Origin of the sequence: Psychrilyobacter piezotolerans (genome assembly GCF_003391055.1) — a bacterium.
Taxonomy (GTDB): Bacteria; Fusobacteriota; Fusobacteriia; order Fusobacteriales; family Fusobacteriaceae; genus Psychrilyobacter; species Psychrilyobacter piezotolerans.
Genome location: NZ_QUAJ01000022.1, coordinates 1 through 24,419, shown reverse-complemented (window position 1 = coordinate 24,419; position 24,419 = coordinate 1). Strand labels below are relative to the sequence as shown.

The 24,419-nt window shown below is 35.4% G+C and carries 30 protein-coding genes; 17 read left to right on the top strand and 13 right to left on the bottom strand.

Annotated features, from left to right (window positions below; all coding sequences use genetic code 11):
• Positions 1-84 precede the first annotated feature (84 nt).
• Both DYH56_RS11730 and DYH56_RS11725 read right to left on the bottom strand, forming a co-directional pair.
• Complete coding sequence (locus DYH56_RS11730) at positions 85-1,440, bottom strand: MATE family efflux transporter (protein ID WP_114643064.1); 1,356 nt, start codon at positions 1,438-1,440, stop codon at positions 85-87.
• 226 nt (positions 1,441-1,666) lie between these two features.
• Entirely contained in the window at positions 1,667-1,960 is a 294-nt protein-coding gene (locus tag DYH56_RS11725) for an ArsR/SmtB family transcription factor (protein ID WP_114643063.1), read from the bottom strand.
• A 187-nt stretch (positions 1,961-2,147) separates the two neighbouring features.
• Between DYH56_RS11725 and DYH56_RS11720 the strand changes: the two genes are divergently transcribed.
• The 11 genes from DYH56_RS11720 to rplQ all read left to right on the top strand — a co-directional run bounded on the left by DYH56_RS11720 (position 2,148) and on the right by rplQ (position 8,261).
• Entirely contained in the window at positions 2,148-2,549 is a 402-nt protein-coding gene (locus tag DYH56_RS11720; protein WP_114643062.1) for an arsenate-mycothiol transferase ArsC, read from the top strand.
• 72 nt (positions 2,550-2,621) lie between these two features.
• Positions 2,622-2,816 (top strand): (2Fe-2S)-binding protein, encoded by a 195-nt coding sequence (locus DYH56_RS11715; protein WP_114643061.1) that lies wholly within the window; start codon positions 2,622-2,624, stop codon positions 2,814-2,816.
• Between the two features lie 135 nt (positions 2,817-2,951).
• Complete coding sequence (locus tag DYH56_RS11710) at positions 2,952-3,593, top strand: adenylate kinase (protein ID WP_114643060.1); 642 nt, start codon at positions 2,952-2,954, stop codon at positions 3,591-3,593.
• A 302-nt stretch (positions 3,594-3,895) separates the two neighbouring features.
• A complete protein-coding gene (gene map / locus DYH56_RS11705) occupies positions 3,896-4,666 on the top strand; it encodes a type I methionyl aminopeptidase (protein ID WP_114643059.1) in 771 nt (256 codons plus the stop codon).
• 196 nt (positions 4,667-4,862) lie between these two features.
• The gene (gene infA / locus DYH56_RS11700; RefSeq protein ID WP_028854821.1) at positions 4,863-5,081 is read left to right on the top strand and encodes a translation initiation factor IF-1; all 219 of its coding nucleotides are present in this window, start codon (positions 4,863-4,865) and stop codon (positions 5,079-5,081) included.
• A 24-nt stretch (positions 5,082-5,105) separates the two neighbouring features.
• The gene (gene rpmJ, locus DYH56_RS11695) at positions 5,106-5,222 is read left to right on the top strand and encodes a 50S ribosomal protein L36 (protein WP_114643058.1); all 117 of its coding nucleotides are present in this window, start codon (positions 5,106-5,108) and stop codon (positions 5,220-5,222) included.
• Positions 5,223-5,386: 164 nt separating this feature from the next.
• Positions 5,387-5,746 carry a 30S ribosomal protein S13 gene (gene rpsM, locus DYH56_RS11690; RefSeq protein WP_028854823.1) on the top strand — a complete coding sequence of 120 codons (360 nt, stop codon included), beginning with the start codon at positions 5,387-5,389 and terminating at the stop codon, positions 5,744-5,746.
• Positions 5,747-5,798: 52 nt separating this feature from the next.
• Positions 5,799-6,191, top strand: coding sequence for a 30S ribosomal protein S11 (gene rpsK, locus DYH56_RS11685; RefSeq protein WP_028854824.1), 393 nt, complete (start codon positions 5,799-5,801; stop codon positions 6,189-6,191).
• Between the two features lie 81 nt (positions 6,192-6,272).
• Complete coding sequence (rpsD, locus tag DYH56_RS11680; RefSeq protein WP_114643057.1) at positions 6,273-6,860, top strand: 30S ribosomal protein S4; 588 nt, start codon at positions 6,273-6,275, stop codon at positions 6,858-6,860.
• A 40-nt stretch (positions 6,861-6,900) separates the two neighbouring features.
• Positions 6,901-7,881, top strand: a complete 981-nt coding sequence (locus DYH56_RS11675; protein ID WP_114643056.1) for a DNA-directed RNA polymerase subunit alpha — start codon at positions 6,901-6,903, stop codon at positions 7,879-7,881.
• A gap of 29 nt (positions 7,882-7,910) precedes the next feature.
• Positions 7,911-8,261 carry a 50S ribosomal protein L17 gene (rplQ, locus tag DYH56_RS11670; RefSeq protein WP_114643055.1) on the top strand — a complete coding sequence of 117 codons (351 nt, stop codon included), beginning with the start codon at positions 7,911-7,913 and terminating at the stop codon, positions 8,259-8,261.
• A 102-nt stretch (positions 8,262-8,363) separates the two neighbouring features.
• On the opposite strand, the gene DYH56_RS11665 is transcribed toward rplQ, so the two are convergent.
• From DYH56_RS11665 to DYH56_RS11640, 6 genes are all read right to left on the bottom strand, one after another.
• Positions 8,364-9,260 carry a DMT family transporter gene (locus tag DYH56_RS11665; protein WP_114643054.1) on the bottom strand — a complete coding sequence of 299 codons (897 nt, stop codon included), beginning with the start codon at positions 9,258-9,260 and terminating at the stop codon, positions 8,364-8,366.
• Between the two features lie 14 nt (positions 9,261-9,274).
• Complete coding sequence (gene pth, locus DYH56_RS11660; RefSeq protein ID WP_114643053.1) at positions 9,275-9,844, bottom strand: aminoacyl-tRNA hydrolase; 570 nt, start codon at positions 9,842-9,844, stop codon at positions 9,275-9,277.
• A gap of 212 nt (positions 9,845-10,056) precedes the next feature.
• Complete coding sequence (locus DYH56_RS11655) at positions 10,057-11,178, bottom strand: TetR/AcrR family transcriptional regulator (protein WP_158539144.1); 1,122 nt, start codon at positions 11,176-11,178, stop codon at positions 10,057-10,059.
• Between the two features lie 130 nt (positions 11,179-11,308).
• A complete protein-coding gene (locus DYH56_RS11650; protein ID WP_114643051.1) occupies positions 11,309-12,319 on the bottom strand; it encodes an electron transfer flavoprotein subunit alpha/FixB family protein in 1,011 nt (336 codons plus the stop codon).
• Between the two features lie 12 nt (positions 12,320-12,331).
• Positions 12,332-13,117, bottom strand: a complete 786-nt coding sequence (locus DYH56_RS11645) for an electron transfer flavoprotein subunit beta/FixA family protein (RefSeq protein WP_114643050.1) — start codon at positions 13,115-13,117, stop codon at positions 12,332-12,334.
• Between the two features lie 186 nt (positions 13,118-13,303).
• Positions 13,304-14,449 carry an acyl-CoA dehydrogenase gene (locus tag DYH56_RS11640; RefSeq protein WP_114643049.1) on the bottom strand — a complete coding sequence of 382 codons (1,146 nt, stop codon included), beginning with the start codon at positions 14,447-14,449 and terminating at the stop codon, positions 13,304-13,306.
• Between the two features lie 454 nt (positions 14,450-14,903).
• Here DYH56_RS11640 and fabG point away from each other — a divergent pair, with 454 nt between their 5' ends.
• Positions 14,904-15,623, top strand: coding sequence for a 3-oxoacyl-ACP reductase FabG (gene fabG, locus DYH56_RS11635; RefSeq protein WP_114643048.1), 720 nt, complete (start codon positions 14,904-14,906; stop codon positions 15,621-15,623).
• A 71-nt stretch (positions 15,624-15,694) separates the two neighbouring features.
• Positions 15,695-16,903: an acetyl-CoA C-acetyltransferase gene (locus DYH56_RS11630; RefSeq protein WP_114643047.1), complete on the top strand. Its 1,209-nt coding sequence runs from the start codon at positions 15,695-15,697 to the stop codon at positions 16,901-16,903.
• A gap of 118 nt (positions 16,904-17,021) precedes the next feature.
• Here DYH56_RS11630 and DYH56_RS11625 read toward each other — a convergent pair whose 3' ends face one another.
• Positions 17,022-17,996: an NAD(P)/FAD-dependent oxidoreductase gene (locus DYH56_RS11625; protein WP_114643046.1), complete on the bottom strand. Its 975-nt coding sequence runs from the start codon at positions 17,994-17,996 to the stop codon at positions 17,022-17,024.
• A gap of 154 nt (positions 17,997-18,150) precedes the next feature.
• On the opposite strand from DYH56_RS11625, the gene DYH56_RS16475 reads away from it, so the two are divergent.
• Together DYH56_RS16475 and DYH56_RS11615 are read left to right on the top strand one after the other, a co-directional pair.
• The gene (locus DYH56_RS16475; protein ID WP_158539143.1) at positions 18,151-18,615 is read left to right on the top strand and encodes an HU family DNA-binding protein; all 465 of its coding nucleotides are present in this window, start codon (positions 18,151-18,153) and stop codon (positions 18,613-18,615) included.
• Positions 18,616-18,690: 75 nt separating this feature from the next.
• On the top strand, positions 18,691-19,113 hold the full coding sequence (locus DYH56_RS11615) for a hypothetical protein (RefSeq protein WP_114643044.1): 423 nt from the start codon (positions 18,691-18,693) through the stop codon (positions 19,111-19,113).
• Positions 19,114-19,250: 137 nt separating this feature from the next.
• Here DYH56_RS11615 and DYH56_RS11610 read toward each other — a convergent pair whose 3' ends face one another.
• From DYH56_RS11610 to DYH56_RS11595, 4 genes are all read right to left on the bottom strand, one after another.
• On the bottom strand, positions 19,251-19,493 hold the full coding sequence (locus tag DYH56_RS11610; protein WP_114643043.1) for a hypothetical protein: 243 nt from the start codon (positions 19,491-19,493) through the stop codon (positions 19,251-19,253).
• A gap of 12 nt (positions 19,494-19,505) precedes the next feature.
• Positions 19,506-20,318 carry an ATP-binding cassette domain-containing protein gene (locus DYH56_RS11605; RefSeq protein WP_233500035.1) on the bottom strand — a complete coding sequence of 271 codons (813 nt, stop codon included), beginning with the start codon at positions 20,316-20,318 and terminating at the stop codon, positions 19,506-19,508.
• A gap of 218 nt (positions 20,319-20,536) precedes the next feature.
• Positions 20,537-21,232: a GTP-binding protein gene (locus DYH56_RS11600; RefSeq protein WP_114643041.1), complete on the bottom strand. Its 696-nt coding sequence runs from the start codon at positions 21,230-21,232 to the stop codon at positions 20,537-20,539.
• Between the two features lie 293 nt (positions 21,233-21,525).
• A complete protein-coding gene (locus DYH56_RS11595; protein ID WP_114643040.1) occupies positions 21,526-22,740 on the bottom strand; it encodes an ABC transporter substrate-binding protein in 1,215 nt (404 codons plus the stop codon).
• A gap of 192 nt (positions 22,741-22,932) precedes the next feature.
• Between DYH56_RS11595 and DYH56_RS11590 the strand changes: the two genes are divergently transcribed.
• Positions 22,933-23,607 (top strand): Crp/Fnr family transcriptional regulator, encoded by a 675-nt coding sequence (locus tag DYH56_RS11590; RefSeq protein ID WP_114643039.1) that lies wholly within the window; start codon positions 22,933-22,935, stop codon positions 23,605-23,607.
• 346 nt (positions 23,608-23,953) lie between these two features.
• Complete coding sequence (locus DYH56_RS11585; RefSeq protein ID WP_114643038.1) at positions 23,954-24,133, top strand: hypothetical protein; 180 nt, start codon at positions 23,954-23,956, stop codon at positions 24,131-24,133.
• The last annotated feature ends 286 nt before the right edge of the window (positions 24,134-24,419 follow it).

Below are 24,419 nucleotides of genomic sequence, written 5' to 3'. Positions count from 1 at the left end.
ATTGTCTTCTTGGATTTTTATCTGATTTTACTTCTTTTAAATCTGTGTATACTTTAGTATCCGTGTGCCATTTACTTTATTTGTTTAATTTGTGACTAAGTTTTTTTCTTCTTTAAATCTTTTTAGATGGATCATAAACCAAATTGGAAGTGCTATCCCTTTGAGTATACTACTGATTGTGATACTCCACCAAATACCATTTAACTCCAATACTGTAGCCGACAGCAGGAGAGCCATGGGTATCCTGGCTCCTGTAAGAATTATACTTACAATAGATGGAGGCAATGTTTTTCCGATACCCTGGAACCCTCCTACAGTGGTCATCTCAACTACCATAAAGAGCTGTGAGACACCTAGTATTCGCAGGTAACTAGCCCCTAAACTGACTATATGATCATCCTGTAAAAATATCCGAAATATGGGCTCTGGAAAGACTATCAGGATGAAACTTACAAAGATTCCTAAAACAGAGATGATTCCAATGGCATTGAAATACCCCTTTTTTATCCTGTCATATTTTTTAGCACCATAATTTTGTCCTACAAAGGCAGCCAGTGCTCCCTGGAACCCCCCTGCTGTAATCCATGAAAGGGATTCTATCTGCACCCCTATCCTTTGGACAGCTATGGCATCTGCTCCCCAATTGGCTATGATCCTGGCTATGAACACAGAGAATCCTGTGAAAAGAATTCTTTGGGCAGCTATGGGAGTGCCTATTTTAAAGATATCCCTGGTTTTTTTCATATCATAGGTAAATCCATGGGTAAATATCTTATAATTTTTTCTCAAATAGATGAATAAGATAGTAGAAACTATTGTCTGGGCCAGGACTGTGGCTGTGGCAGCTCCTATGACTTCCAGCCTTGGGAACCCGAATAATCCAAAGATTAAGACGGGGTCTAAGATGATATTTAAGATAAGCCCGATACTGGTTATTAAAAATGGTGTCTTACTGTCTCCATGGCCATTGAATATCCGGGTGAAAACCAATGACAGGGCTGAAAAAAATATCCCAAAAGCTGTGATGGTCATATAATCTGCAGCCATCTTTTCAATTTCCGGGTTGTTTAGTTTAAAAAATCCTATAAGCTGGTATCGAAAAATTAAAATTCCAACTATAAAGACGGTGATAAGACCTATGGTATTGATAATAGAAGTTTCTGCGTAGGAGTTTGCTTTTTCATAATCTTTTTCTCCTACAGACTGGGATGTTCTGATCCCTGTACCTATAAAGATAAGGGCAGTTATTGCGAATCCGAAATTCAAAAAAAATCCAGCTGTACCGACTGCAGCTACTGCCCCATTTCCCAATCGTCCAATCCAAATCATATCTATCATGTTGTATGCCATCTGAATCAACGACATCCCCATGATGGGCAGGGAAAGGAGGGTCAGTTTATAGAGGATATTCCCCTCGGTTAAATCATATTTTTTCTTCATGTTTCCTCCAAATTACCCTCTCTTGCCTCGTCTTAACTCCTTTCTTGTTGTCGTTTCCACGAGGTCACGAATATTAGGAAATTCTTATAGTTAAAAAGAATTTTCTAAATGTGATATCAGAGGAAACTATCGAAATTGCTTCGAAGTATTTACGTTGGTTTCTCTATTTTTAGAGAAACTGTAAAAGGGAGGAGTAAGGAGAGTGCCGACAGTCGAGAGAGGGTTGTTATAATAGTTTTTTTATATAGTTAGCAGCTATATCTTCACAGTGGGCCAAAAGATCGATAGTTTTATCATCCGATATACGGTAGTGGGAATAATTCCCCTCCTTTCTTTTGACAATTAAACCTGCATTGCTGAGAATCTTTAGATGCTGAGATAGGTTTGCCTGGGTAAATTCAGTATCATCTACTAATTTACACACACAGAGTTCTCCGCTCACTAATTTTTTTAAGATCTTCAGTCTTAATGGGTGACCTAAAGCTTTGAATATTCTGGCTTGAAAATCAATGTTATTCATTCTTGCCTCCTTAAGTATTTAACTAATTAATTATTTGCTTATATAATAAACGGTTTCAAATATAAAAGCAAGAGGAATTTTTTAGAAGGAACAAATTTTTGTGCGTAACTTGGTGATAACATTTTAATTCTTTACTAAATTGGTGTATAATAAATAATATTATTTATAAAAAAAAGGGGTGTAGGAGATGAAAATAGCATTTGTGTGTAACGGAAATTCCTTTAAATCTATTATAGGTGAAAGGTTCGGGAATGAATTTAATGACGGAACTTTTGAGATCTATTCGGCAGGAACAAAACCGGCGGAAAAATTAAATGAAGCAGGGAAAAAAATAATGGAATCCAAGGGTTATTCTATGGAGGGTTATTTTCCTAAAGATATGGATACCCTGCCTCGTAAATTAGATGTGCTGGTAAAGATGGGATGTAACATAGATTGTCCGATCCATATGGCAGATAAAGTGGTAAATTTTGGATTAGAGGATGTAGATGATAAGGAAAAATGTATAGAGTTAATAGAGGTAAAAGTAAAGGAGTTATTGGAGACTTTAAAAAGAGGCAAAAAAGATGAGCCGGCAAAAGACTGTTGAGGAAATACAGCAGATAATTCCGGGATAGAATTAAAAGGAGATAAAAAAATAAAAACTCCCAGAGAGAAAAAGATGTATGAATATATCTGTTATTGTGACAAGGTAACCAAGGGAGACATAGCTAGTGCTGTATTTAAAGGGGCGAAAACTTTGAAAGAAGTGGTGGCAGTCACAGGAGCAATGATGAACCCTGATTGTGAGAGGAATAATCCAAAAGGAATCTGCTGCGGCAAGGATATAGTGGAATTAATAAAAGAATACAGCTGAGATAAAGTCAATTAATAAATGAGTAAAATGAAGGCAGGCTAAAAGTTAGGCGGGGAAAATAAAGGGGTGTTAAAAATAACAGATATATAGTATAATGCCCTGTAAAATATAATAAATTTAAGGAGTGATTATTCAATGAATATCATGTTATTTGGAGCACCTGGTGCCGGTAAAGGTACACAAGCAAAATTTCTAATAGAGAAATACGATATACCTCAAATCTCAACAGGAGATATTTTGAGAGCAGCTATAAAAGCTGGAACAGAGATGGGATTAGAAGCTAAGAAATTTATGGATGAAGGGAAATTAGTGCCTGACTCAACTATTATCGGAATAATAAGAGATAGATTAACTGAAGAAGACTGTAAGGAAGGATTTATCTTAGACGGGTTCCCTAGAACAATTCCTCAGGCAGAGGCATTGGAAAAATTGATGAAAGATATGAAAATATCGTTGGACAGGGTAATATCTCTAAATGTCCCTGATGATCTGATCGTAGACAGGATTACCGGGAGAAGGGTATGTCCTAAGTGCGGAGCATCTTTCCATGTGGAATTCAACCCGCCAAAATCTACAGATATCTGTGACTACTGTGGAGAAGGTTTGATCATAAGAAAAGATGATACAGCTGAGACTGTTGTAAACAGGTTAGCTTCATACCATGCTCAAACTGCACCATTATTTGATTTTTATACAGCTAGAGGAGTAATGGCGGAAGTAGATGGAACTCGTGAAGTTTCAGAAGTAAAGGAAGATATATTTAAAATATTAGGATAAAGTTATCTAAAAAGGTGAGGTGACTCACCTTTTTTATTAGACAGCAATTGAAATAACTCTTTCCTTGTTAGCGTTTTCCGAACTCTTTTATTCTTATTTTCCCCTGATTGACGAGTACAAAAAATTTATTTTTAGTAAAAGTAAATTTTATGATGTCAAAAGGGAAAAGAAAGTTTGAACAATGAAGAAATTTCATAAAACTATGACTTAGTGAGTTTATATAGATCCCCCTCACTTTAATAAAGAGAGGGGACTAGGGAGAGAGTTGAAAAAAATAAAAAAGAAAATGTAAGGAGGATTAAATGTCAATAACAATTAAAACAAGAGAAGAGATCGAAAAGATAAAGGCAGCAAACCAGATAATTGCCAGATTATACAATGAAATATTACCTAGTAAGATTGTTCCAGGGGTATCAACGAATGAACTCAATAAAATAATCGAGGATTATGTCAGAAGCCAGGGTGCAATTCCTGCAACAATAGGAGTAGGAGGGCCATCTAACCCTTATCCGGCTGGATCTTGTATATCTGTAAATGAAGAGGTAGTGCACGGAATCCCCGGGGATAGAATCTTACAGGAGGGAGATATAGTAAGTATCGATACTGTAACTAATTTGGATGGTTACTTTGGAGATGCAGCTATAACTTTTCCTGTAGGAGAGATAGATGAGGAGTCTAAAAAATTACTGAAAGTAACTAGGGAAGCTTTAGAAATAGGGATTGAACAATGTTACGCAGGCAATAGGTTAGGAGATCTCGGGAATGCCATCGAAACCCATGTAAAGAAAAATAAATTCACAGTGGTAAGAGATTTCTGCGGTCATGGAGTGGGACATACTATGCACGAAGATCCCATGGTAATGAATTTTGGAAGAAAAGGCAGAGGGATAAAATTAGAAGAAGGAATGGTAATTGCCATAGAGCCTATGGTAAATGCAGGATCATATAAGGTAGGAATTTTAGATGATGGCTGGACAGCAGTTACTAAAGATGGAAAAAGAAGTGCACACTTCGAACATTCGGTAGCCATTGTAGATGGAAAACCACTGGTTTTAAGTAGGTATGAAAAATAAAAATTCTCTTTACTGATATCAGATCTAAACCAGTAAAATAGAGTTTTTGAAGGGGATAACTGCAGATCTGTAAAACAATATTTTTATCTTTGTCAAAAACTAAAAAAAATAGGATGAAACAAAAATAAAAAGTAGACTTCTTGTGTGACTTATGATATAATAATTCGGTATTAACAATAAGTTTCGAGGAGGAAGTATGGCGAAACAAGACGTAATAGAATTAGAAGGAGTAATACTTGAAACGTTACCTAATGCTATGTTTAAGGTAGAATTAGAGAACGGACATGTGATTTTAGGTCACATATCAGGAAAGATGAGGATGCATTACATTAGAATCTTGCCTGGAGATAAAGTATTGGTTCAAGTTTCACCTTATGATTTATCAAGAGGTAGAATTGTTTACAGAAAAAAATAATTTTTTTGTGAGAGGAGGTTTCAAATGAAAGTAAGAGCATCAGTAAAGCCTATTTGCGACAAGTGCAAACTTATTAAAAGACATGGAAAGTTAAGAGTAATCTGTAAAACTAATCCAAAGCACAAGCAAGTTCAAGGGTAATTGAAAGCAACACACATTTGAAAAACGCGTACTGTAAAGACATGTTGACCTGTAGAGGCGATACTTTTGGGTGAAAATTCGGAGTAATCAAAAGGCATGTCGAGGAAAGTGTTTAGCTGGTTATTATACCAAGCGATATATAAAGTAAACGAGGAGGAAAATACGTGGCAAGAGTAGCAGGAGTAGATATCCCTAGAAATAAGAGAATCGTAATCGCATTAACTTATGTCTTTGGAATCGGACAAACAACTTCAGAAAGAGTTTTAACGGAAGCTGGAATCAGTTTTGATGTTAGAGTTAAAGATATGACTGAAGAAGAATTAAATAAGATCAGAGCTATAGTTGACGGGATCAAAGTTGAGGGTGACTTAAGAAAAGACATCAGACTTGATATCAAGAGATTATTAGACATCAGATGTTACAGAGGTTCTAGACATAGAGCAAACTTACCTGTAAGAGGGCAAAAGTCTAAAACAAATGCAAGAACTGTTAAAGGTCCAAAGAAAGCAGTTAATAAGAAATAATAATAATAATAAATCTAATTATATAGAAAAATTTAAGTAAGGAGGAGTTAACTTGGCTAAGAAAAGAGGCGCAGTTAAGACTAAGAAGAAATTAAAGAATATTCCTTTAGGAATAGCTCATATACATTCAACTTTTAACAACACTATCATCGCTATCACAGATACTGAAGGAAGAGTTGTAGCTTGGAAATCTGGAGGAACTTCAGGATTCAAGAACACTAAAAAAGGAACTCCATTCGCAGCTCAAATAGCAGCGGAAGAAGTAGCTAAAGCAGCTATGGAGCATGGAATGAAAAAGGTAGAAGTAAGAGTGAAGGGACCTGGTTCTGGAAGAGAAGCTACTATCAGATCATTACAAGCAGCTGGATTAGAAGTATCAAAAATTGTTGATGCTACACCAGTTCCACATAACGGATGTAGACCACCTAAAAAGAGAAGAGTGTAGTTCACTTATTCAAAATTATTGTAGATAAAAACAATTCTGATTATCGGAGTTAAATACGAAAAAAAAGGAGGATATAGGTCAATGGCAATTAATAGACAGCCTGTATTAAAGAGATGTAGAGCTCTTGGATTAGATCCAATAGTTTTAGGAATAAATAAAAAATCAAACAGAGGTCCTAGACCAAATGCAAATCAAAAACCAACTGAATATGCTATTCAATTAAGAGAGAAGCAAAAAGCGAAATTCGTATATGCTGTAATGGAAAAGCAATTCAGAAAGTTATATGAAGAAGCTTCAAGAAAAGATGGAGTAACTGGTCTTAACTTAATTCAATATTTAGAGAGAAGATTAGAAAATGTAGTATACAGAATGGGGTTTGCTTCTACTAGAAGACAAGCTAGACAAGTTGTATCTCATGGACATGTTTCTGTAAATGGAAGAAGAGTAAATATCGCGTCTTACAGAGTTAAAGCTGGAGATGTTGTAGCAGTTATAGAAAATTCAAAAAATGTTGACTTAATCAAGACATCTATAGAAGAGGCTAACGCACCTGCTTGGATCGAATTAGATAAAGCTAACTTTGCTGGAAAAATCTTACAAAACCCTACAAAAGACGATATGGACTTCGAATTAGATGAAGCATTAATCGTAGAATTCTACTCAAGATAATAAGTTTTGAGAGCACAAAATTTTATGTAGGAGTGATTCAATGTTAAAGATCGAAAAATTAGCAAGAAATATAAACATTACAGAAGAAAAAACTAGTGAATTTAGTGGAAGCTATGTAGTGGAGCCATTATATAGAGGGTATGGAAATACGATTGGTAACGCACTTAGAAGAGTGTTGTTATCATCTATTCCAGGAACAGCTATTAAAGGTGTAAGAATTGACGGTGTTTTAAATGAATTTTCTACTATGGAAGGTGTTAAAGAGGCGGTAACTGATGTTGTCCTTAATGTTAAGGAGATCATCGTTAAAGCTGATGAGCCTGGTGAGAAAAAAATGACATTATCAATAGAAGGGCCAAGAGTTGTTACAGCTGCTGACATCATTCCTGATGCTGGTATCGAAGTAATAAATCCTGATCATGTTATCTGTACAGTTACTACTGACAGAAGAGTAGATATGGAATTTATTGTTGATACTGGAGAAGGATTTGTAGTTGCAGATGAAATCGACAATACAGATTGGTCTGTAGAGTATATTCCGGTTGATGCGATATATACTCCAATCAAAAAAGTTTCTTACTCTGTGGTAGATACTATGGTAGGAAGACAAACTGATTTTGATAAATTAACATTAAATGTTGCAACTGATGGAAGTGTTGAAATCAGAGATGCAATTTCATATGCAGTTGAGCTGTTAAGTTTCCATTTGAACCCATTCTTAGAGATTGGTGATAGAATGGACAGCTTAAGAGATCAAGAAGAAGAAGAATTAAATGATGAGCCTGTAACTACTGTTGTAGTAAACAATGTAGCAGGAACAAAAATTGAGGAGTTAGATCTTACTGTAAGATCATTCAATTGTCTTAAAAAGGCTGGAATTGAAGATGTTGGTCAACTTTCTGAGATGGGATTAACTGAATTGTTAAAGATCAAGAACTTGGGAAGAAAATCATTGGATGAAATTTTAGATAAAATGAGAGAATTAGGTTTTGACTTACAGGGTAACAATACCTCTAATTAATTTTATAAGCAAAGGAGGCTAGCTTAAAAATGAATCATAATAAATCATATAGAAAGTTAGGTAGAAGATCAGAACATAGATTAGCTATGTTAATGAACTTAACTATTTCTTTAATAAATGAAGAAAGAATAGAAACAACTGTAACTAGAGCAAAGGAATTAAGAAAGTTTGCTGAAAGAATGGTTACTTTAGGAAAAAAAGGAGACTTAGCGTCAAGAAGAAGAGCACTTGCATTCTTAAGAGACAAAGATACTGTAGCAAAGTTATTTGCTGAAGTAGCTCCTAAGTACACAGAAAGAAACGGTGGATATACTAGAATTATGAAAACTGGTATTAGAAGAGGAGACTCTTCACAAATGGCAATAATCGAATTAGTATAAAACTATTATAAATAGCTAGATCACTATGTGATCTAGCTATTTTTTTTACTAATAAAAATTAAATTTAAATAAGAAATGAGAAGCCAACCGGCTTCTCATTTCTTATTTTTTTGAAAACCTATGATTTACTATGAGTGCCCCGAACACACATCCCATTCCGATAAAGGAAATAAGGTTTGGAGACTCATTGGGTAAGATGCTCCAGCTGATGATGGCTCCAGAAACAGGAATAAAAAACTTAAACATATTTAATTCCGATACCTTTACCCCGTCTACCTGAATTAAGAAAAACCAGATAGAGAAGGCAACAGCTGAGACTAAAGCCAGCCAAACCAAAGCTATATAAAAATTAACTGGCTGGTTCAATTGGATCTTTCCTTCGAAAATTCTTCCCATCCCCAAAAGGATAAGTCCCCCCCATAACATCTGATTGGTAGTTAAAAATACTCCTGAAATTCCTTTTTTTATCTGTGCTACCTTGATATTGGCAAAACTGGTCAGGGTGGAATTAGTCAGGAGCAGGAGAATTCCAAAGATCTCTTTTTGGCCAACGGGTGTAAGAGGTTTGGAGTTGACCATAATAACAACTATTCCTATCAATCCCAATAATATACTTAACCCCTTATATCTGTCCATCCTGTCATCAGCCATGGTAAAGTGAGTCATAACAGCTGTGATAAGCGGCCCAGACCCGATAACGATAGCAGCAGTAGCTCCTCCTACATAACTCATGGCTATATAGTAAAGTGCATAACCTACAGCAGTATTTAGAAAAACTACATATGTGATTACCCTTCTATGGAGGATAAGCTGGCTAAAACTGTCTCTTTTCCAGGAAAATGGGATCAAGAGGAGTCCCGCTAAGGTAAAGCGAAGTCCCGCAAATGTAAAGGGCTTCGGCATATATTCAAATCCGATTTTGACCCCTGCAAATGCAGTGGACCAGAGGAGGCAGGCCAGTATGGCCAATCCTGCAACATATTTTTTCTTTAATTTCATTAAATGCTCCCAGATTATTTTCTGTTAAATTTCTCTATAACCCTGTCGATACTTTTGGCAGTGATCATGGATTTAGCGGCTTTAGATGCAGTTTCTATAAGAGGTTCTATCTCCTCAACCCTGTCTTTTTTACTGAATGTATCTAAAACAAAGTTCACAACTTCCTCGGTTCTTTTAGGTTTTCCGATACCGCACTTTATCCTGATAAACTCTTCCCCAAGGTGGGAAATAATAGATTTTATTCCATTGTGTCCCCCGGCTCTTCCCTTTCTCTTTATTTTAAGTTTCCCCAATGTAATATCCATATCATCATAGATGACTATGAGATCTTCAACGGGATCCAGCTTATAGAATTTTACAGCTTCCCTGATGGAATCGCCGCTGAGATTCATAAATGTCATAGGTTTCAGTAAAAACACCTTCTCTCCATCCACAACAGCTTCTCCAAAATCAGCGTTGAATTTATCTCTGAAATTAGTCACTCCTAATTCTTCCGCTAAATAGTCGATTACATCAAATCCTATATTATGCCTTGTCTTATCATACCTGTTTCCTGGATTACCCAGTCCTGCTATTAATTTCATTCTTTTGTTCTCCTTATCTTAAAATTTATTCATCATAAAGAACCCCTACTGTCCTTTGGACATCTCCCCCTTTATTAAAGGGGGAGAACAAAAGAGAGGGTTCGGTGAATCTCTTTTTCTTTTTTCTCTGTGCAACTCTATATTTTCTCTGTGTAACTCAGTGACCAAATTTCATTTCTTTTAATTTATATGATTAACAGTTAAGTTATTCACTATTTATTCAGTCCATCTGCAAAATAATTTTTCATCTCTTTTAAAAATTCGCCCTTATCTTTAATATTATTTGTAAAGAAGAATTCAATACCCATATAATGAGCTACTCCTAGTAGGACCGATGATATTATTCTTTTTTCTTCAAATTTATAGGGAAGATCTTCCATGGTTTTTATATACAGCTCATCCAGGGAATTATTATAATCTATAACCATATCTTCAGCTATAAATTCCGATCTTCTCAAAAGTTCATATTTATGAGGCGATTTCCCATAAAATTCCAATAACAGATAGAGGAAAAGTATATGAGTTTCATTTTGAGAGAAACCCTTTTGAACATTATCTTTAAGGAAACAAAGGGTTGTCCTTTTTAAATTTTCCACGATTTCCCGTAGAAAAATTTCTTTATTTTCGTAAAAATGATAAAAACTGCCTACACCTATCTGAGCTTCTCCGGCAATATCATTTATGGTAACCTTGTAATAATTTGTCTCGCCAAAAAGTTTTTCCCCTACCTCTAAAAGTTTATGTTTCTTATTGCTGCTATTAAATAAAACCCTCAAATAAAAATCCATATCTTCAAAAGTTTCGACTTCTAAATCACTTCTATTAAAAAATCCATGGAGGAGGATGTGTGCTAAAAACTTTTCATCTATCTCAAGGCCTCTTTTTACAAAATTAACATTGATATACCTTATTCCTGACATTATAAAGAGATATTCTAATTCCTTTAATTCCCTTCCATACACAACTTTCAATGCTTCCAGATAAACTTTTCTGAGTTTCTGTTCATATTCGATAAATTTATACTGTCCCTCCCGGTAGACTCTGATAAGGGGAAATTCCTTCACAGTTATATCGAAATTTAGAAGGATAAAATTTTCCATCCTGGATCGGAGATCATCCCCCTCTATATTTTTAAACTGCTCCTCGATCCTGTTGCTGGTTTCCTCCAAAAGATATGTAAATAACTCCTCCTTATTTCTGAAATAGTTATAAATTATACCGTTTGAAATTTTTGCATTTTTACAGATTTGAGCTATTGAAACTTTTCCATATGAATCTCTTGAAAAAAGATCAATGGCTGAATCTATAATTTTCTGTTTAGTCTTTATTTTCATACTTCCTCCAATAGCAGTGTTATTTTGTTCACCACTGAACACCGATTTATTCTCTCTATTATAACACGAAAGAAAAGACCATAAACAATTAATTTTGTCCATGGTCTTTTCTCTCTCTTTCAGTATTTGACTATGCTTTTTTTTCAGTTAATTTACTGATTTCATTGTTTAAAAGTGGTAAGATCTTATTGACATCTCCCACGATACCAAGATCTGCCGTATTGAATATAGGGGCTCCCTTGTCTTTATTTATAGCTATAATATATTCAGATTCCTCCATCCCGGCAATATGCTGGATAGCTCCAGAGATTCCCAAGGCAAAGTAGATATCCGGTCTAACAGTCTTTCCTGTTTGTCCCACCTGTCTGTCATGACTCATAACTCCGGCATCTACCATGGCACGAGAAGTAGAAACTGTAGCCCCGATATTATCAGCTAATTTTTCTAGATTTTTAAAGTTTTCAGCTGTTCCAACTCCACGACCACCTGAAACTAAAATATGAGCATCCTCTATCTTAACCATTTGCTTAGCTTCCTTTACTTCTTCAATTAATCTAACTTTGAACTTGCTGTCATCAAAATTCACACCAAATTCTACGATTTCACCGGTTCTGGCAGTGTCCACTGCTAATTTTTGCATTACTCCAGGTCTAACACTGGACATCTGTGGTCTGTGATCCGGGCAGACTATGGTAGCCATCAAATTTCCGCCAAAGGCAGGACGTGTCATAAGCAGTTCCCTCTCTTCAGAAATTTCAAGAGATGTACAGTCTGCTGTAAGTCCTGTAGATAACCTTGCAGATACTCTAGGAGCCAGATCCCTTCCTGTAGAAGTGGCACCGATTAAAATTATATTTGGTTTTTCAAATTTTGAGATAGTATCAAGTGCCTGGGCATAAGGTTCAGTCAGATATTTATCTAGTCTAGAATCATCTACATAGATTACCCTGTCTGCTCCGTGTGAAATAAGATCTTGACATTGATCTTTAATCCCATATCCTAAAAATACTGCTACCAGTTCCTCTTTCAAGGTATCAGCAAGCCCTCTACCTCTGCCTAATAGTTCCAGGGAAACATTTTGAATTTCCCTAGATTTTTGTTCTATAAATACATATACGCCTTTATATTCGTTTAAATTCATAGCTCCCCCTACCTATATAATGAAATTTTCTTTTAATTTATCCACAATTATTGTAACAGCTTCCAGTGGTGTAACTTCATGAATTTTACCTGCTGTTTTAGCACCCTTGGTAAATGATTTTTTTACCTTTGTAGGAGAACCGGCAAGCCCAAGAACTTCTAGATCGATATCGATCATACTGGTATTCCAAACTTCTATTTCTTTCTCTCTCACAGCCTCTATTATTTTAGATACCGACATATATCTTGGGTTATTTGCTTCAGATAGTATAGTAAGTACACAAGGAGTTTCTGCCTCTAATACTTGGTAACCATCCTCTACTCCTCTTTTTACTCTGATTAGATTTTCTCCTGCGATACTCATCTCTTTTACATATGACATTTGAGGTAAACCAAGGTGTTCCGCTAACTGGGGACCAACTTGTGCTGTATCTCCGTCGATGGCCTGTCTTCCTGTGATTACTACATCAAAATCTAATTTTCTTAATGCACCTGCTAAGGCATTTGAAGTCGCCAGTGAATCTGCCCCTGCAAATTTTCTATCTGTTAATAATATTCCTCTGTCCACACCCATTGCAAAAGCTTCTTTTAGAACTTGCTCTGCCTGAGGAGGTCCCATTGTAATTGCCGTGATATGTGCTCCATGAAGATCTTTTAATTTTAAAGCTTCCTCTAAGCCAGCCTTATCATCTGGATTGATAATACTAGGAACTCCGTCTCTGATCAATGTTCCTGTGATTGGATCTAATCTGATTTCTGTGGTATCTGGTACCTGTTTTATACAAACTACTATATTCATAAAATCCCCCATAACGGCTTTTAGCCGAATTAACAATTGATAATTAAGAATTTATAATTAAATTCAAAACATTTTTGAACACAGAGGTTCACAGAGTATTTTTCGGTATATCTCTTTTTATTCTCTATCTCTGTGACCACTGAGTTTTTACGTCGATTCGTGTAATTCGTGGTTAAATTTTCTTTGTTATTTTAGTAAACTTCCTGCTATTACCATTTTTTGAACTTCAGAAGTTCCCTCATATATCTCAGTTATCTTGGCATCCCTCATCATTCTTTCTACAGGATAGTCTCTAGTATAACCATATCCTCCATGGAGTTGGACAGCTTTTGTAGTTACCTCCATAGCTGTTTCCGAGGCAAATAATTTTGCCATGGCAGCTTCTACAGAATATTTTTCTTTCTTATCTTTCTTTGTAGCAGCTTTTCTAACTAATAATCTGGAAGCCTCTACTTTTGTATCCATATCAGCCAGCTGGAATTGGGTGTTTTGGAATTTAGAAATTGTTCTTCCGAATTGAGCTCTCTCTTTTACATATTTCACAGTTTCATCCAATGCACCTTGGGCAATTCCAAGAGCTTGAGAAGCTATACCAATACGCCCTCCATCAAGGGTCATCATAGCTATTTTAAACCCTTTTCCAACAGCTCCTAACAGATTTTCTTTAGGAATTCTGCAATCTTCAAATATAAGTTCGCATGTAGCCGATGCCTTTATCCCTAATTTTTTTTCTTTCTTTCCAACACTGAATCCCTTCCTGTCTGCTTCTACAATAAATGCCGTGATCCCCTTCAATCCCTTAGATTTATCGGTCATAGCAAAAATAACATATACATGTGCATACCCGGCATTGGTTATAAATATCTTGGAACCGTTGAGTACCCACTCATTGGTTTCTTCATCTAAATAAGCTGTAGTTTGCTGACCAGCAGCGTCGGTTCCCGCATTAGGTTCAGTTAACCCGAATGCACCAATCCATTCACCGCTGCACATCTTAGGTAAATATCTTTGTTTTTGCTCCTCTGTACCAAACTCATAGATAGGAGCCATTCCAAGTGAAGTGTGTGCAGATATAATTACTCCTGTAGTTCCGCAAGCTTTGGAAAGTTCCTCTACTACCATAGAATACATGAGGTTGTCCCCGCCTTCCCCTCCGTATTCCTTAGCTATAGGAATACCAAAAAGTCCTAATTTAGCCATTTTTTTCACTGTTTCTACAGGAAATCTTTCCTCTTCATCGATCTCCCCAGCTATAGGTTTAACTTCTTTCTCTGTGAATTCACTGATCATCTTTTCTAATATTCTGTATTCTTCATTCAATCCAAAATTCAATTTATGCCCCCCTTTTGTTACAAAAAGTTATTTTTTTCACTTTTTTCTATAAAAAATTATTTCTTACTAAGTTTATATAACTTTTTATTCCCACTGTCAATAGTTTTTTTTTATTTTAGTGATTTTTTTTGAATAGTCACTCACTAAAGTACAGGAGGTTATTTTAAAAAAAAATAAATTATTTTTTGCTGATTTTATTTATAATGTAAATAAGAATAGTTTGTTTATGGATTTTAAGCATAAAAAAAGCATACTTTTATTACGCATTTATTATTGACTAAATTAGGTATTGGTGGTAATATTTTATTGTTTATTGAATTGTCTCTCAAAAAAATGAGGGTGTATAAATATAACTGTCATAGATCAATGAAAGAAAAAAGTGTTGTAAAATGTTTATAAAATGCAGAAATTGTAGTATATATTAGTAGTGAAGAAAGATTAAAGGGGGGTAAAAATGAGATTAGAAGGAAAAGTGTGTGTAGTAACAGGGGGAGCTAATGGAATAGGTGCCGAGATGTCAAAATTATTTGCTAAAAACGGGGCAAAAGTAATTGCGGCAGATATGGGCGATTTGGCCTATACAGCAGAAAATGTAGAGGGATATAAACTCAATGTAACAGATACGGAAGCTTGTGAGACATTTTTTAATTTTGTAGTGGAAAAATACGGAAAGATAGATGTTTTGGTAAATAATGCCGGGATAACTAGAGATGCACTTACTCATAAAATCACAGATGACATGTGGAATATGGTGATAGATGTTAATTTAAAAGGTGTATTTAATCTGACTAAATTTGTAGGACCTCATATGATGACTTCAGGGTCAGGATCTATCATCAATATATCATCGGTAGTAGGAGAATATGGAAATGTGGGTCAGGCTAACTATGCGGCTACAAAAGCAGGAGTTATCGGGCTTACTAAAACCTGGGCAAAGGAATTCGCTAGAAAAGGTGCAGCAGTAAGGGTAAATGCCATAGCCCCAGGTTATGTAATGACCGATATATTAAAGACTGTTCCACAGGACCTGTTGGATAAATTTGCTAAAAAGACAATGCTTGGCAGATTAGGTCAGCCAGAAGAGGTAGCAACGGTAGCATTATTTTTAGCAAGTGATGATGCAAGTTATGTAACAGGACATACTCTCAGCACAAATGGTGGAATGAGGTTATAGGTAAAAAAAAAAGAAAAGTAGTTATAAATTTCACTTTATAACTGGTGGGATTTTTTATAAGGGGTGTTGAGATGTCAAAGGTATATATAGTTTCGGCTAAGAGAACAGCAGTAGGTAGATTTATGGGAAGCTTAAGTGGGGTGAAAGCGGCAAAATTAGGTGGAGCAGTCATAAGAAACATAATTGAAGAAACTAAGATAGATCCTAAAAATATAGATGAAGTAATCTTGGGGAATGTACTTTCGGCAGGACAGGGTCAGGGAGTAGGAAGACAGGCAGCTTTAGATGGTGGAGTTCCAACGGAAGTCCCGGCGTACACAGTCAATATAATCTGTGGAAGTGGGATGAAAACTCTCATGTTGGCATATAATGCCATAAAATGTGGAGAAGCTAACCTGATAATGGCTGGAGGAGTGGAGTCCATGTCTACAGCACCATACTTGATCCCTGGATCTACGAGGTCCGGGCATAAGATGGGAGATTTCAAAACTATAGACCATATGGTTTTTGATGCTCTTACAGACGCTTTCGAAGGTTGTCATATGGGAGTTACAGCTGAAAATATAGCCGAGAAATACAATTTATCTAAGGACTCTCAAGATGCCTTTGCCATGGAATCTCAAAAGAGAGCAGCAGCTGCTGTAGACAGCGGCAGGTTTAAAGATGAAATAGTACCTATGGAGGTAAGATCTGGAAGGGAAACTGTTATTTTTGATACCGATGAACATCCAAACAGAAAAACAAGTTTAGAAAAATTAGGAAAACTGAAGACTATCTTCAAAAAAGATGGAACAGTCACAGCAGGAAATGCTTCTGGAATAAATGACGGAGCAAGTGTAATGCTGGTGGCTTCAGAGGAAGCTGTAAAAAAATATGATCTGACTCCCCTGGTGGAAATAGTTGCCACTGGACAGGGCGGGGTAGATCCGTCTATCATGGGGATGGGACCGGTTCCTGCTATTAAAAATGCTTTGGAGAAAGCTGATATGACATTAAAAGAGATGGAATTATTGGAGTTAAACGAAGCCTTTGCAGCACAATCTCTTGGAGTGATGACAGAACTGACTAAGCAATATGATGTGACTTTAGATTGGTTTACCGATAAAACTAATGTAAATGGAGGAGCTATAGCCTTGGGGCATCCTGTAGGAGCCAGTGGAAATAGGATTACCACGACTCTTATCCATGAGATGAAAAAAAGTGAAGTGAATTTTGGACTGGCATCCCTCTGTATTGGAGGAGGAATGGGAACAGCAGTGATCCTAAAAAATGTAAAATAAACTATGATTAAAAAAGGGAGTTAATCGGTCTAAATGACCGATCAACCCCCTTTTTCTTATCTAAAAAATTATAAAACCCTAGATTATGCCTGTCTGGATGCAACGTCATGTTGTTTTTTTAATTAAAATTCTCTTCCACATATTTCTCACTGACTACAGCAGCTACCGCGCCGTCAGCAGAAGCAGTTATTACCTGATATAATAATTTTTCCCTGCAATCTCCTGCAACATACACACCTTCTAGATTTTCTCCGGTAGAAGAAAGTTCTGCGTTTAGAGTTTTTTCATCTGCGATTAAGAAACCACCGGAATTAACCACTAGTTTATCTTTAAATAACTCGGTATTCGGGACATTTCCAACCAGAACAAATACACCAATTGGTTTATCTCCTCCGTTATACTCTGTAACCTCCCCGGTTATCTTGTTTTTTAGAACGATACTCACAAGGCCTTTAATGGGGTCTCCCTTCATCTCTTCTACAACGGTATCCCAAATAAAGTTTATCTTCTCATTTTTAAATGCTTTTTCCTGGATGGATTTAGCAGCTCTTAACTTATCTCTTCTATGGACCACATTTACTTTTTTAGCAAATTTAGTTAAAAATATAGCTTCCTCTACAGCTGTATCTCCCCCTCCAATGACAAAGACCTCTAAATCCCTTACGAAAAATCCGTCACAGGTAGCACAGTAGGAAACTCCTCTGCCGGTATATTCTTTTTCACCAGGGGCACCGGCCAATCTAGGAGATGCTCCGGTAGCCAGGATAACCGACTTAGCTTTGTACTCTATTCCTGATTCACCAGTTAGGGTTTTTATCTTCGATTCCAAATCAACCTCAATGATGGTATCGGTTTTAAACTCACATCCGAAATTTACAGCCTGATTTTTCATCCTCATTGTAAGCTCAGTACCTGATTCGGAAATCATTCCGCCGGGATAATTTTCAATCTCGGATGTGGTGGAAATTTGACCTCCTACCAGCATATTTTTTTCGATTATCAGTGTTTTCATCATTCCTCTAGCGCCGTAAAGACCGGCGGATAAACCAGCAGGGCCGGCTCCTAATATAATTAAATCATATAAAATTTCCATAAACATACCTCCTAAAACATTACTATTACATAATATAACTATATACTTATTTTACTTAAATAACAAGAATAATTTATTTTCTCTTTTTCCCCTTGCAATTGAGTAAAATGGAGGTATAATTGTATTAAAATATAAAAAAATGGAGGATGAACCTATGAAGGAAAAAATTTTAAAGTTGTTAGCTAAATCGGAACCACTAAAAACTGGGGATATCGCTAAGATGTTGAAGGTCGACAGTAAGGAAGTTACCAAAGCTATAAAAGCCTTGAAAAAGGAAGGAAAAATTATTTCTCCTAAAAAGTATTTCTATACAGTTGAAAAAGTGGAGGAGAAATTAGTTGTGAGCAAGAAAGATTTCGTGTCTCTTTATAAAGAAAAAGGAACTTTTAAAACTAAGGTGGAAGCTGAAACAAATTTAAATGCCTTCATAGATCTTGTGGGAGAATTGTTGGCCTCTGGAAAAGAAGTGAACTTCACAGGATGGGGAAAGTTTAAAATAGTTGAAAGGGAGGAAAGAAAGGGAAGAAATCCTCAGACAGGGGAAGAAATCACTATTTCTGCAAAAAAATTAATTAAATTTAAATCTGGGAAAAAATTAGACGAGAAAGTAAATAATTAATCTGGAAAACAAAAAAGATTCATATATAATTTCTATTAGTATTTTTGTCATTGATATTAAAAAAGGAGGAATTAGATGAGTAAGATAAAAGTGAATAGTGTACAGGATGTAAGAACAGAATTGTTGTTTAATTCAGAAAATGATATAAAAATAAGAACCAGAAATGTAAAAGTGAAATATGAAAATGGAATTTCTAGGGTTATCAGACACTTACCAATAGAAGCTTTTTTACATATATCGGAAGATGAAAAATTATTAAAAAAAGCAAAGATAACAGATTTTTATATAATGCGTGAAGATGCGGATGTCATAGTGTTTTTAGATAGCAGTATGGATGTATCAGCATATGATTCAGTTTCATATAAAGCATTAAAAGAGTTAAATGATAGAGATGTGGTGAAAACTATAGTTATAAAAAATGGAGAAGATCTTTATGAAGAGTATAAAGAAAAAATTAAAAATACGTTGGAAAAAGTAGTTATAAAAAATGTAGAATAGACCAAAATTTAGTTTAATTTAAATCTTCTTAGTTAATGGGGTAGAATCTGTTAATTAGGGGGATTTTTTATTGAAACAATAAAAAAGATGGAAGCAGGAACCTCCATCTTTAGCATATAATTAGTCCATAGGAAGGCTTAGTAGTTTTCCCCTGCTGCCATAATATTGTTGATATCAAAGGCATGACAGGGAGTTACTCCGTATACCATCCCACAGTGGGGGCAAGTATATTCCATAGTTACCATTGTGATTTCTTCATTACATTCATGACATTTAAAAACAGCCGGGATTGGCATAGACTGCTGACTGAATCCCATCATTCTTACCTTATCAACCACTTGCTTTCCATTTTCAAAACTTCCGTTACATCCATCATGCATATTTTTTTCCTCCTAATTTTTTATTATCTCAAAATTTGCTTCTAATTCCTGGCCGTACCTAAGTTTAGTTCTCATCCCCTGGATAACATCATCCAAAGATTCTAATTTATGTAAGATAGCCTTCTCTTCAACTGTGATCTCCATTACTTTGTCGATCCCGCCATTACTGATGATTATTCTTTTATCTCCCATAAGTGCCAGGATAGGATCGTGGGTAGCCATAAGAACTATCTTTTCTTCTCCTACCAGCAGATCCAATGCTTTCTTTCTGTCGATCCCGGCGTTTTCTATCTCATCTATTAGTACAATTGGTGATTTACTCAAAATAGCTACATCGGCGATCATAAGAGCCCTGGACTGGCCGCCGCTAAGGCTGGTGATAGGTGTATCTAAGGCAAATTTTTCTCCGGCCAATTCATTGGCTTTATTAAATATTTTTTCTATGACCTCCCTTTCATTTTCTACCATCCTGCTCTTGGCGTGGAGCTCGATAAACTCCTCCACGCTGAGATCCATGACAAAGTTCATATTTTGTGATAATTGTGCTACCAACTTATTGTTGCTGGAAAATCTGCTTTCTATATTCATAGTTTTTCCATCGATAAGGATAGTTCTGTTTGTGGGGGTATCTGCGTTAGCTCCCCACTCTATATCAGCCAACAATCTGCTTTTCCCGCTTCCGGTGGGGCCGACGATGGCGATTATCTCACCTTTATTTATAGTTAATTCCTCAAAAGTTTCAGCTTCCTTATATTTATTAAATCCTGGTTTTAGAGTGATACTTTGAACTCTTTTGTCCTCTTTAATTCCTAAGAAGTCTATCATTTGGTTGGTGTATACGATAAATGAATCGATGAGCTCATCCGGAATGATGGCTTTTTCCTCTAAGATTTCCGGGTCTAAAAGGTTTAGGTGAGCAATAAGTGTCGTGTCTTTAGCGTCGTCTAAATCAATGAGATGGTCCGTTAAAAAATCTTCGATGAAGGGGTATAAATTAAGTAATTCTGCTATGGTTTTTCTGTCTACTATATTTTTATTTATCATTATTTATCCTCCAAATCTATTTTTCTGACATTTCCCATTTGATGTTCTTCGCCAATCCTGGTCTCTCCTAAACAATAAGAGCATAGAGCGGAAGGCATAGAGAATCTTAATTTCTTACCTTTTAAAGTTTTTATTTCCTCATCTTTGCTGTAGATAAGGGTAGAAAATTCATATGCACCCTGACCAGTCAATCCGTTGACATGCATTGTAGTAGCTCTGGGGTTTACAGATGTCACCCTGGACATAAATACTTCCCTTTCAGCCTGAGATACGATATCTCCCTTTGTAATTACAACTATATCTGCTGTTTTAAGCATAGGTCCGATTTTTTTAGGAGTATTGATTCCGCTTAAGTTATCGATAACACAGATAGCTTTTATATCCTGTATATAGGGTGAACATCTGTTGCATAATCCTGCACTCTCTGTGATGAGGAGATCTAACCCTTGTTTTATCCCCCACTGGGTTACTTCTTCTATATTACTTACAAAATAATGATCGGGACAGAGTGATGCAGATAAACCTTTTTTAACAGGAACACCGATTTTTTCATATAAGATATCGTCATCGGTATACAGACAGTCAAACTTTACGACTCCTACTTTGACACCTCTGGATTTTAAATTGTCTATTGTTTTTATTATTAAAGCTGTTTTCCCTGATGAAGGGGGGCCGGATACTGTTATTAAATTCATAATTTATATTCTCCTTATATGCTCATGGCAAAATTTATTGATTACTGATTTTTTGATACAGATTATTCAGCACTAAGTAACCGCTGAGGTCATCACCAAAGAACTATTAGTTTATTACATAAGCATAGAACTTTGAGAAAGTGAGATAAAGAGGTACATAAAGTTAAGCAATTCAGAATTCTTAAATCAGAATTTAAAATTATTTTCTCTGTGTATCTCGGTGTTCTCTTTTCTTCGTGTTGAACTTTTTTTTATATTCGTATATCATCTGTGTCCAATTTTTTATTTGTAAATTAGGCTTTCTTAGCTTCTTGAAAAAATAGTTTCTCACAATGTTTTAAGATGGCTCCGATATCGTTGTTTTTTATATAATCCCATCCTACCCACATAAACTTCTTGTCTCCTAAGTTGTTTTCAACTTCAGGGTTTACAGTCGGGAATAGCCCTTGGTGGGATAAGATTTCGCCGATCTCCTTGGATGCAAAGAAGTCTGCCAGGGGCTTTAATTCTTTTTCCTTGGATTTTTTAGTCAGCATAAATATTGGTGATAGTGCAGCACCATCTTCCGGCCATTGTGCTACCATTGGTCCCCCTTGTCCGGTCATCTTAGTGAAAAAATACGGCATGATTGTCACTGCGGGAACATCTACTTTCAGTTTATTTGATTTAACCATTTGAGATGGATGCATATTTTGCAGGAGTGTTTTTCCTAATTTTTTTACTCCATCTTCTCCATAGTTTTTATAGATACTGATCAAGATCGCATTAAACAGATCAAAATCAGATATGGGTAAGCTTACTGAATTTTCAAACTCAGGTTTTAATAAGTCAGCCCAAGATTTTGGGAAAGGCCTATCCCCTAAGGCATCTGTATTGACTAAAAATACAGCTGGAACCACTGCCAGCATAGAATAATCTCCATCGGGGTCTTTCAGCGATATATTTTCATTGTTGAAATCTTTATTGTATTCTGTCAATCCGGTGATATCTTTAAAGATCCCCTCATGTTTGAATTTGCCCATTAGTTCATCTTCGAAAAAAAGATCAAATCCGGCTGAGATAAACATATCTGCTAGTTTTTCAGGATGATTGGCCTTTATAACATCTTCCTTTAGCCAGTCAAGCCCGCTGGATGCAGCTTTTAATTCGTGATTTATCTTCATCCCTGTTTCTGACTGGAATTTTTTTAATCCCTCCAGAAGCGGGTTTTTAACCGGGCAAGGCAGAAGTCCCATGACAGATACAGCGCCTTCATCGCTAATTTTTTTACTTAAATTAACATCTTCCGAATTTCTATCCTGCTCAATTATGTCATTTAACAGTTCTAAAAATGTATCTACATTTATTTTTTTAGCTTCCAAAGCTTTTTGTATAGTGATCTTTCCTATTGTATTGAGTAAATTTTTATTGTCTAATCCCTTAAATCCCTTTGAATTAAAAAAATCAATAGTTTCTGGGTAAGTGTTTACAATTTCTTTTAAGGTCATCTCTTTTTTTATATGATTCATTCTTTGCCACCTCGACTTTTTATTTTATGATTTAGTATACTATAGAAAGAGATGAAACACCTGTAACATAGGTTACGAAAATTTATTTTTTTAAAATTATTTAAAGTTGAAATTTATTCTTGACTTGGTATATAATGAATTATAAATGTTATGCTGATATATTGAAGCAATATAAAGATTGGGGGAAATTTTATGGATATATTTGAAAAGTTAAAAAATGTAGAGATATTTAAGGGTATAGATGATGAAAATTTAAAAACTTTGTTGATTGAATTAAAGTATAAAGTTAAAAAATTTGATAAAAATGAAGTTGTAGCTTTTAGGGGAGATGAGATAAAGGATCTGATAATAGTCACTGAGGGAGAGGTCTATACCGAGATGCAAAAATTAAATGGCGATTCCATAGTGGTGGACAGATTGCCAGAGGGAAGTGTTTTAGCGGGGGCATTTATATTTGGAAAGGACAACAGATTTCCGGTAGACGTGGTGACTGCTTCAGATTCGGAATTAATCTATATATCTAAAGATGAGGTTATAAGAATGTTTCAGCTGAATGAAAGGCTGCTACAGAATTATTTAGGAGTAATAAGTAACAAAACTCAATTTTTATCCAAGAAAATTTGGTTTTCATTTACCAATAAAAGTATAAACAATAAGTTGATAGCTTACCTTCTCAACAATATGAATAGAAATAATTATGTGCTGCTGCAAAACTCTATGAAAGAGATTGCCCAGATGTTTGGTGTTGCCAGGCCGTCCTTATCTCGTGTGCTGAAAGAATTTATAGATGAAGGAGTAATAATAAGAAAGGAAAAAAACTTATTGGAGATCCCGTCCAAAGATGTTTTGTTGGAAAAAGTAGATTAATTAAAAAATTAAACTTTTTTGAAGCACACCGCGTCTGATAGGTATAAGCAAATGGAAATAGTAATATTTTTTTCATTTCTTTCTTTCCTTAAAGAATAGATAAATAAAAATCTCCTAACTGTGTGACTATTACAGGTAGGAGATTTTTATTTTGCTTTTATCGCAGTTTGCACAAATTAAAAAGGATTAATACATTTAACTTTTTTCTTTAAGTATGAAAATTTTTAATGCTCGTATATCTGTCAGACCTTAGTCAGCGTCAAAAATAAATATGTGAAAATGAGGTTTTAAAAATCTGTGTAATCCGTGACCAAAATAAAGGTTTTGAATTTACGAGGGGTAATTTATGAATTATCCGTACAGTTTAGAAGGAGAAGTGAAAATTTTTTTTTTGATTTTTTTATTGTTGGGAATAGATGTGTTTTATCGGTTGGAAGTCAATGAAATTAAAGAAAATCGTGTTTTGTGTGTGTTGACCTTGGAGTTGAATAAAAATGAAAATAAAAAAAACTTTATAAAAAAATAAAAAAATCCTTGACGAAAATTTGTAAACGCGGTATACTTCTTCTTGTCCGCGAGGGAAAGCGAAAGCGACCTGAAGCGAGGCAGACAACAGGACATTAGCAATTAAATAGAGAAAGAAAGTGTAAATTAAAAACTCAATTGTCGTTTGAAACTTGTTTCAAACAATCGATTAAGGTGTACAGTGGAATGAACCACTATAAAAATAATTATCTTTTAATAGATAGCTAAACTTCATTTATGAAGTTAGGATATAAATTTGAATGTAGAGTTTGATCCTGGCTCAGGAT

Excerpts from the sequence above, each read along its gene's own strand:
- DYH56_RS11625 (WP_114643046.1), bottom strand. The coding sequence starts at position 17,996 with ATGGAAATTTTATATGATTTAATTATATTAGGAGCCGGCCCTGCTGGT.
- DYH56_RS11595 (WP_114643040.1), bottom strand. The coding sequence starts at position 22,740 with ATGAATCATATAAAAAAAGAGATGACCTTAAAAGAAATTGTAAACACT.
- DYH56_RS11720 (WP_114643062.1), top strand. The coding sequence starts at position 2,148 with ATGAAAATAGCATTTGTGTGTAACGGAAATTCCTTTAAATCTATTATA.
- DYH56_RS11645 (WP_114643050.1), bottom strand. The coding sequence starts at position 13,117 with ATGAATATAGTAGTTTGTATAAAACAGGTACCAGATACCACAGAAATC.
- pth (WP_114643053.1), bottom strand. The coding sequence starts at position 9,844 with ATGAAATTAATAGCAGGACTGGGTAATCCAGGAAACAGGTATGATAAG.
- DYH56_RS16475 (WP_158539143.1), top strand. The coding sequence starts at position 18,151 with ATGAAGGAAAAAATTTTAAAGTTGTTAGCTAAATCGGAACCACTAAAA.
- DYH56_RS11610 (WP_114643043.1), bottom strand. The coding sequence starts at position 19,493 with ATGCATGATGGATGTAACGGAAGTTTTGAAAATGGAAAGCAAGTGGTT.
- DYH56_RS11665 (WP_114643054.1), bottom strand. The coding sequence starts at position 9,260 with ATGAAATTAAAGAAAAAATATGTTGCAGGATTGGCCATACTGGCCTGC.
- DYH56_RS11710 (WP_114643060.1), top strand. The coding sequence starts at position 2,952 with ATGAATATCATGTTATTTGGAGCACCTGGTGCCGGTAAAGGTACACAA.
- DYH56_RS11650 (WP_114643051.1), bottom strand. The coding sequence starts at position 12,319 with ATGAATTTAAACGAATATAAAGGCGTATATGTATTTATAGAACAAAAA.
- DYH56_RS11715 (WP_114643061.1), top strand. The coding sequence starts at position 2,622 with ATGTATGAATATATCTGTTATTGTGACAAGGTAACCAAGGGAGACATA.
- DYH56_RS11630 (WP_114643047.1), top strand. The coding sequence starts at position 15,695 with ATGTCAAAGGTATATATAGTTTCGGCTAAGAGAACAGCAGTAGGTAGA.
- map (WP_114643059.1), top strand. The coding sequence starts at position 3,896 with ATGTCAATAACAATTAAAACAAGAGAAGAGATCGAAAAGATAAAGGCA.
- fabG (WP_114643048.1), top strand. The coding sequence starts at position 14,904 with ATGAGATTAGAAGGAAAAGTGTGTGTAGTAACAGGGGGAGCTAATGGA.
- DYH56_RS11725 (WP_114643063.1), bottom strand. The coding sequence starts at position 1,960 with ATGAATAACATTGATTTTCAAGCCAGAATATTCAAAGCTTTAGGTCAC.
- DYH56_RS11655 (WP_158539144.1), bottom strand. The coding sequence starts at position 11,178 with ATGAAAATAAAGACTAAACAGAAAATTATAGATTCAGCCATTGATCTT.
- rplQ (WP_114643055.1), top strand. The coding sequence starts at position 7,911 with ATGAATCATAATAAATCATATAGAAAGTTAGGTAGAAGATCAGAACAT.
- infA (WP_028854821.1), top strand. The coding sequence starts at position 4,863 with ATGGCGAAACAAGACGTAATAGAATTAGAAGGAGTAATACTTGAAACG.
- DYH56_RS11615 (WP_114643044.1), top strand. The coding sequence starts at position 18,691 with ATGAGTAAGATAAAAGTGAATAGTGTACAGGATGTAAGAACAGAATTG.
- DYH56_RS11600 (WP_114643041.1), bottom strand. The coding sequence starts at position 21,232 with ATGAATTTAATAACAGTATCCGGCCCCCCTTCATCAGGGAAAACAGCT.
- DYH56_RS11590 (WP_114643039.1), top strand. The coding sequence starts at position 22,933 with ATGGATATATTTGAAAAGTTAAAAAATGTAGAGATATTTAAGGGTATA.
- DYH56_RS11675 (WP_114643056.1), top strand. The coding sequence starts at position 6,901 with ATGTTAAAGATCGAAAAATTAGCAAGAAATATAAACATTACAGAAGAA.
- rpmJ (WP_114643058.1), top strand. The coding sequence starts at position 5,106 with ATGAAAGTAAGAGCATCAGTAAAGCCTATTTGCGACAAGTGCAAACTT.
- rpsD (WP_114643057.1), top strand. The coding sequence starts at position 6,273 with ATGGCAATTAATAGACAGCCTGTATTAAAGAGATGTAGAGCTCTTGGA.
- DYH56_RS11730 (WP_114643064.1), bottom strand. The coding sequence starts at position 1,440 with ATGAAGAAAAAATATGATTTAACCGAGGGGAATATCCTCTATAAACTG.
- DYH56_RS11585 (WP_114643038.1), top strand. The coding sequence starts at position 23,954 with ATGAATTATCCGTACAGTTTAGAAGGAGAAGTGAAAATTTTTTTTTTG.
- DYH56_RS11605 (WP_233500035.1), bottom strand. The coding sequence starts at position 20,318 with ATGATAGACTTCTTAGGAATTAAAGAGGACAAAAGAGTTCAAAGTATC.